The sequence below is a fragment of the Pseudanabaena sp. SR411 genome, assembly GCF_002251945.1.
GTDB lineage: Bacteria > Cyanobacteriota > Cyanobacteriia > Pseudanabaenales > Pseudanabaenaceae > Pseudanabaena.
Genome location: NZ_NDHW01000150.1, coordinates 1 through 7,351, shown reverse-complemented (window position 1 = coordinate 7,351; position 7,351 = coordinate 1). Strand labels below are relative to the sequence as shown.

Sequence of the window (7,351 nt, the reverse complement as noted above, 5' to 3'; positions counted from 1 at the left end):
TGACTATATATCAGGAAATCAAAGATCGTTTTGGTGAGGGGAATGCAATTGGAAATCTGGGACTCGCTTACTATTCCTTCGGTAAATATGACAAAGCGATCGACTTCCAATTGCAAAGATTAGCGATCTCGCGGGAAATCAAAGACCGTCTCGGTGAGGGGAAGGCGATGGGCAATCTAGGACTCGCTTATTATTCCCTCGGTAAATATGACAAAGCGATTGAGTTCCAATCGCAAAGTTTGGCGATTAAGCGGGAAATCAAAGACCGTCTCGGTGAAGGAAATTCGCTGGGAAATCTGGGAAACGCTTACTATTCCCTTAGCAAATATGACAAAGCAATTGAGTTCCATCTACAAAGATTAGTGATCTCGCGGGAAATTAAAGACCGTCTCGGTGAGGGAGCATCACTGAGCAGTCTAGGAATCGCTTACGATGCCTACGGCAAATATGACAAAGCAATTGAGTTCCATCTGCAAGCTTTAGCAATCTTACGGGAAATCAAAGACCGTCAGGGTGAGGGGAGCCTATTGGGAAATCTGGGACTCACTTACGATGCCCTCGGCAAATATGACAAGGCGATTGAGTTCCAATTGCAAAGATTAGCGATCACACGGGAAATTAAAGACCGTCGAGGTGAGGGACAGTCACTGGGAAATCTGGGAAACGCTCACTATTCCCTCGGTAAATATGATAAAGCGATCAATTTCCAACTGCAAAGCTTAGCAATCGCGCGGGAAATTAAAGACCGTCGAGGTGAGGGAACGGCGCTGAGCAATCTGGGAATTGCTTACTCTTCCCTCAGCAAATATGACAAGGCAATTGAGTCCCAACTGCAAAGCTTAGCAATCATGCGGGAAATTAAAGACCGTCGGGGTGAGGGGAAGGCGATGGGCAATCTGGGAAATGCTTACTCTTCCCTCGGCAAATATGACAAGGCAATTGAGTTCCATCTGCAAAGAATAGCAATCGCGCGGGAAATCAAAGACCGTCTCGGTGAGGGACAGTCACTAGGAAATCTGGGACTCGCTTACGATGCCCTCGGCAAATATGACAAAGCAATTGAGTTCCATCTGCAAGCTTTAGCAGTCTTACGGGAAATCAAAGATCGTAGCGGTGAGGGACAGTCACTAGGAAATCTGGGACTCGCTTACCGTTCCCTCAGAAAATACGACAAAGCGATCGATTACTATCTGCAAAGCTTAGAGATCGCGCGGGAAATCAAAGATCGTAGCGGTGAGGGAAAGGCGCTGGGAAATCTGGGTGCCGCTTATGAGTCCCTCGGCAAATATGGCAAAGCAATCAAATTTCATCTGCAATTCTTAGCGATCACTCGGGAAATCAAAGACCGTAGTGGTGAGGGAAATTCTTTTAATAATTTGGGTACTACTTTTAACAAAGCTAATCAACCTGAACTTGCAATTCTCTTTTATAAACAAGCAGTCAATGTAACCGAAGAAATCCGCAAAGACATCAAAAAACTTGACAAAGACATTCAGAAATCTTATTTAAATACCGTCGAGAAGACCTACCGCCGTCTTGCCGATCTCCTGCTCAAACAAGGACGAATCATGGAAGCATTACAAGTCCTCGACCTCCTCAAAGTCCAAGAACTCCAAGACTTCTTCAAAGATGTCAAAGGCAACGAAAAAACTGCCCAAGGGATTGAACTACTCAACGAAGAAAAAGAATATTGGCAGAGCTTTAACAAACAGAACATCGACCTAACCACAGCCAACACCCCGCAAATCTTGCAACAACTCCGCCAAACTGCCCCAGCCCAAAACATCAAACTCGCCGCCTATAAAGACCTACAAACCAGACTCCAAAAACTAGGCTCCAACTCCGCACTACTCTATCCCCTCATCCTCGAAGATCGCCTCGAACTCGTTCTCTTTGTCCCCAACGCCCCACCGATTAGCCGCTCCGTACCCGTCAAACAAACCGAACTGATCCAAGTAGCCGAAGAATTCCGCAATACCATTCAAAAGCCAGAATCCCTAGAAGTTCTCTACCCAGCCAAAAAACTCTATAACTGGATGATCGAACCGATCGCCAATGATCTCAAACAAGCTAACATCCAAACGATCATCTATGCCCCAGACGGCGTAATGCGTCATGTTCCCCTTGCCGCCCTCTACGATGGCAAACAATGGCTGATCGAACGCTATCGCATCAACTACATCACCGCCCTCAGCCTCACCAACATCGACCCGCAAACCCAACAAACCCCGCGCATCCTCGCAGGAGCTTTCACCGATCGCGGCGGCATCGTGAAAATTGGCGATACCTCCCTTAATTTTAGTTCCCTTCCCGCCGCCCTACCCGAAGTCGAGAATCTGGTTGCTAACTTTCCCAATACCACCAAACTAGTTGACAAAGACTTCAATCGCAAAGCCCTCGAATCCGACAAACTCAACCAATACAACATCATCCACTTCGCCACCCATGCCCACCTCGTCGGAGGTTCTCCCGAAGACTCCTTTGTATTGCTGAACAACAACGAATATGTGACCCTGCGACAGGTCAAGGATTGGAAATTACCCAACGTCGGACTAGCGGTGTTTAGCGCCTGTCAGACTGCTTTAGGAGGCAAATTAAGTAGCGGCATTGAAATCATCGGCTTTGGCTATCAGTTACAACAGGCACAAGCAAGAGCATCAATTGCTACCCTCTGGGAAATCAGCGACGGTGGTACGCAAGCCCTCATGGGCAAGTTCTATGAAAAGATGAAACTTACCAGTTCCTCAGCCGATGCGCTACAGCAAGCCCAAATTGGCCTAATCCGCAGCAATAGCAAAAGCACTGACGAAAAACGCGCTGGTCTGCGAATCACTTGGCAAGGCATCAGACCAGAAGTAGAAAGCCAACTCAATCATCCCTACTACTGGGCACCTTTTATCCTGATCGGTAATGGATTTTAGGGTAAGCCCTCATCCCCCAGCCCCTTCTCCCGCAGGAGAAGGGGAGCAAAACCCATATTATTTTCTCTAGCCCCTCTCCCTTGATGGGAGAGGGGCTAGAGAACCTTCAACATCAGACAACACGATCACAAAGAAATCTTAAAATTTACTCAAAATGCATATCCTCAGATAAGCTAAAAGCTATCAGTAGGTAAAGCCATATCAAAGAGTTTAAGGAGCATTGGTTATGACAAACATCAAGCGTCGTCAATTTTTGCAATTTAGCGGCTCCGCGATCGCCGCGATGGGACTGAGCCAACTAGACCTACTGAACATGGGCGATCACTATGGCAAAGTCCTTGCCCAAAACACACCCCGCAAACTTGCCCTCCTTGTCGGAGCCAATGCCTATCCCAATGCGCCACTCTATGGCTGCATCACCGACACCGAACTGCAATACCATCTCCTTGTCAATCGCTTCGGTTTCAATCCCAAAGACATTCTCATTGTCAGCGACAATGCTGCAATCAAACCCACTCGCCAAGGTATCCTGCAAGCCTTTGAAGACCATCTGATCAAACAAGCCAAAGCAGGGGATGTGGTCGTCTTCCATTATTCAGGACATGGCTCACGGGTGCAAGATTCTGATACCACCGATGGATTAAATAGCACCTTCGTTCCCATCGATCGCACCGCTAAAAAAGTGGGCAACAAAACCGAAGTATCCGACATTATGGGACGCACCCTATTCCTGTTGATGTCCGCGATCCAAACCGATAACTTTACGGCTGTCCTTGATAGCTGTCACTCAGGCGGCGGCAAGCGCGGCAACTCAAGGATTAGAGCGATCACAGGTAGTAATGACATTCCTAGCCCCATCGAACTGGAATATCAAAAACAATGGTTAGCCAAGTTGAGAATATCCCCCGAAGAGTTTCAACGCCGCCGTCAAGCCGTCGCTAAAGGCTCAGTCATCGCCGCATCAAGTGCAGCCCAATTCGCTACCGATGCTAGTTTTAATGGCTTCAGTGCAGGTGCATTCACTTACTACATGACCAAATATCTCTGGCAGCAAACAGGCAACACCTATCTTACCAGTGCGATCGCCAATATTGCTCTGCGAACTACTCGCGACCATGACCAAGATCCAGAAGTGGAATGCAAAAAGACCTGTAAAGCAGGAGACGATGACAACAAAGCGCTGTTTTACTACTTACCCTCACCATTACCCACCGCAGAGGCAGTCGTCACTAAAGTGGAAGAACAACAAGCTGAGCTTTGGCTCGGTGGCATTGATGCCGAAAATGCCCTTGGTAAAGATAGTATTTTTGCAATTGTCGATAAAAAAGACGGCAAATCCTTGGCAACCTTGCGCGTGGATAAACGGGATGGATTGAAAGCAAAGGGAACGCTGATAGATGGAGATGCGAATGCTCTGAAGGAAGGGGCGCTCTTGCAAGAAGAAGTACGCGGTATTCCTAAGGATTTGAGCTTAAACATCGGTATCGATCCTTCCTTGGGAAATGTTGCTAATGTCCAGAAAGCTCTGCAAGGAATTAGTCGCCTCAAACCTGTGGAATTGGGAACTGGTGAAGTTGATTTTATTCTCGGTAAAGTTGCCGATAGCGATCGCCCAAAATTGCAGCGATCGCTTACTAGGGTTCCTGAATTGTCCAGTATTGGCTTATTCACTGCCTCAAAGGAACGGGCGATTGATGAGTCCTTCGGCAATGCGGGAGAATCTCCTGAAGATGCCGTCAAGCGTTTGCAGTCGAAGTTTAAGCTGTTGTTAGCGAGTAAGGTGTTGCAGTCTCTCCTCAATCCGCGATCATCGAAGTTGAATGTACAAGTGAATATTCATCCCGTCGGACGGGCGGCGGCAAGTGTTGGTAGATCGGGAACGAGTCGAAGTGGTATTGCTGTAGAAACAAAAGTAGCGCAACTTTCGCAAAAGGTGAAACCGGGGACAAATCTCCAAGTCAGTATCGTCAACAGCGAGAAGCAGGATCTCTATGTGGGTGTTTTGGCGATCGGTTCTGGTGGTGATATGACTTTGCTCTATCCCTTAGATTTTAGTGCGGCGGAAGATGCTTCTTTGCTAAAAGCAGGGGATACTTTGCAAGTTCCCAAAAAGGGACGCGATCGCTTTGATTTTGAGGTGCAGGGACCAACGGGAACATTTGATGTTTTGGTATTGGCAAGTGTCAAGCCTTTGCGGGATGCACTCAAGGGTTTGAAAAAAATCCAAGCTAGAAGCGGCGAACCGAGAAGTGTGGCTGATCCAGAGGAAACGATTGATGGTTTGCTGGGCGATTTGACTGGTGCAACTCGCACAGGGATTGTTGTAAAGAACAACAATGTCAGTACGGTAGATATGGATACGTTGGCAGCTTTATCAGTGAGGATTGATGTGGGTTTATAGGCTTGTGTTATCTTAAAAACAATATGGAGTGGAGATTAGCTGATGCTACAAATAGATCTCAAACATCTGCCCACCAGCGATGAATTACTCGGTTCGGATGATACCCCTGTGGATAATGAAGACCAGAATTTTGTGCCGAATGTTCTGCTTTTTCTGTTGGAATATATTTGGAAAAATCGCGATGATTGGTACTTTGGTGTGGACATGAGCATCTACTACACCACAGGTTTAAATACCAGAGTTCCCGTCGTGCCAGATGGTTTCTTGAGCTTAGGGGTAGAACGTCGCAAGGGTGGCGGATCGCGCAAGAGCTATGTAGTTTGGGAAGAGCAGGAGGTTGTTCCCATATTGACGCTAGAAGTAGTGTCTCAAACCTATGGTGAGGAATATGATGAGAAGTTGGCGCTTTATCGCAATTTAGGCGTAAGTTACTATGTGATTTACAATCCTAGGTTCTGGAAGAGAGATGGACATTTACCTTTGGAAGTGTACAAATTAATCGAAGGATATTATCAGTTACAGTTAGGTGAGCCTTTCTGGATGCCAGAAATCGGCTTAGGAATTGGGCGCTGTGTATTGCCCAGCGATCGCCTCAGGCGTGAAGTTTTGAGTTGGTTTGATGAGCGAGGCGATCGCTATCTGACCACTGAGGAGCAAGCCGATATCGAGAGACAACGGGCAAATACAGAGAGGCTTCAGGCTGAGGCTGAACGTCAACGTGCAGATGAGGCAAAGCTTCAAGTCGATGTTGAACGTCAACGAGCGGATGAGGCGCAAGGGCAGTTGGAGCTTTTACAGGCAAAGTTGCAACTGCAAGCATCCATTTTGCGATCGCTTGGCATTTCTGACGAAGAATAGGGTACGAAATTTATACAGGACATATGATTGTAGTGGCTTTGCATTTGCTCTACTATGCCTAAACTCACCACCACAATATCGATCTGCAAATGCATAGCCTTCTTCGCAATTAACAGGCGATCGCTATACCGAGAGGTTTGGGCAAAGCACTCCCATTTAATGATTTTGGTTAAATGGATAAATATCGGTGGGAATGCTTTTCTTTTACGAGAACTATATTTTTAATTGCAAAATTTTGTAAGTGAGTTGATGTTTAATACAAAGCACAAAGAAGAGACTACAGATGTTATAAAAGAAGAGAAGCAAAAGAGGAGTGAAAATGGCAGGAGTATATAAGCTAGAGATCAGCGAAAGTGAAGAAGAGCTAAAAGAGATGCTAGGGAAACAAAAAACAGCATCAGATAAAAAAAGAGTGCAAGTATTGTATTTGCTGAAAAGTAAGCAAGCAGGGACAGTACAAAACGCTGCCCAGCTAGTCGGCAGAAATCGAGTAACAGTGCAAGAGTGGTTGAAAGAATACAGAAAGGGAGGAATTAGCGGCATATTAAGGCACAAACCGAGAGTAGGCTGAAAGTCAAAAATCCCAGATTGGGCACAAAAAGCATTACACAAGCAATTGCAACATGAACAAGGGTTTAATAGCTACGGAGAGATACGACAATGGTTACAAGAAAACCTGGGAATCGAAATCTCATATAAAAATGTGCATGATTTGGTACATTCCCGCATGAAAGCAAAACCGAAAGTAGCACGTCCTTATAGCGTCAGTCACAACCAAGAGCAATGCGAGAACTTTAAAAAAAACTCTCTGAGAACCTAGCAATGATTGCATGGTATGTTGTGACCGTTGTGGGGTTAACGGGAAAAGTACGTTTCTTTTGTCAAGACGAAACAAGGATTGGTTTGAAAACTATCAGTGGTCGTAAAATTACGGCACGTGGGGTCAACCCCAAGGCAAAAGGCCAGTGAGACTGTCAAGAAAAATGTGTAAAGTCTAGAAGCTAGAGATGGAGACGATCCTCGAAGAGGATAGCAAAGCGATTAAGAGCAGGTTTCCAATCACGAATGGAGCCTCGTCCACTTCTTCGAGATATTCCGCATTGCCAAATAGACCAGCTTGAAAGCAGCTTCATCAGAGGGGAAAATCTGTTGAGATTTAATCACCTTCCGC

General features: G+C 46.2%; 5 protein-coding genes and 1 pseudogene. 5 read left to right on the top strand and 1 reads right to left on the bottom strand.

Going from position 1 to position 7,351, the window contains the following annotated elements:
- The 5 genes from B9G53_RS15565 to B9G53_RS29095 all read left to right on the top strand — a co-directional run.
- Positions 1–2,921: tetratricopeptide repeat protein (locus tag B9G53_RS15565; RefSeq protein WP_094533886.1), on the top strand; the 2,921-nt coding region annotated here is incomplete at its 5' end.
- A 226-nt stretch (positions 2,922–3,147) separates the two neighbouring features.
- Positions 3,148–5,322: a caspase family protein gene (locus B9G53_RS15560; protein ID WP_094533884.1), complete on the top strand. Its 2,175-nt coding sequence runs from the start codon at positions 3,148–3,150 to the stop codon at positions 5,320–5,322.
- Positions 5,323–5,364: 42 nt separating this feature from the next.
- Positions 5,365–6,180 (top strand): Uma2 family endonuclease, encoded by an 816-nt coding sequence (locus tag B9G53_RS15555; protein WP_094533882.1) that lies wholly within the window; start codon positions 5,365–5,367, stop codon positions 6,178–6,180.
- Positions 6,181–6,499: 319 nt separating this feature from the next.
- The gene (locus B9G53_RS15550; protein ID WP_094533880.1) at positions 6,500–6,751 is read left to right on the top strand and encodes a helix-turn-helix domain-containing protein; all 252 of its coding nucleotides are present in this window, start codon (positions 6,500–6,502) and stop codon (positions 6,749–6,751) included.
- A 45-nt stretch (positions 6,752–6,796) separates the two neighbouring features.
- On the top strand, positions 6,797–7,000 hold the full coding sequence (locus B9G53_RS29095; RefSeq protein WP_176453234.1) for a winged helix-turn-helix domain-containing protein: 204 nt from the start codon (positions 6,797–6,799) through the stop codon (positions 6,998–7,000).
- Between the two features lie 181 nt (positions 7,001–7,181).
- On the opposite strand, the pseudogene B9G53_RS28560 reads toward B9G53_RS29095, so the two are convergent.
- Positions 7,182–7,351 (bottom strand): annotated as a pseudogene (locus B9G53_RS28560) (IS256 family transposase); the annotation flags it as partial.

Excerpts from the sequence above, each read along its gene's own strand:
- B9G53_RS15560 (WP_094533884.1), top strand. The coding sequence starts at position 3,148 with ATGACAAACATCAAGCGTCGTCAATTTTTGCAATTTAGCGGCTCCGCG.
- B9G53_RS15555 (WP_094533882.1), top strand. The coding sequence starts at position 5,365 with ATGCTACAAATAGATCTCAAACATCTGCCCACCAGCGATGAATTACTC.
- B9G53_RS15550 (WP_094533880.1), top strand. The coding sequence starts at position 6,500 with ATGGCAGGAGTATATAAGCTAGAGATCAGCGAAAGTGAAGAAGAGCTA.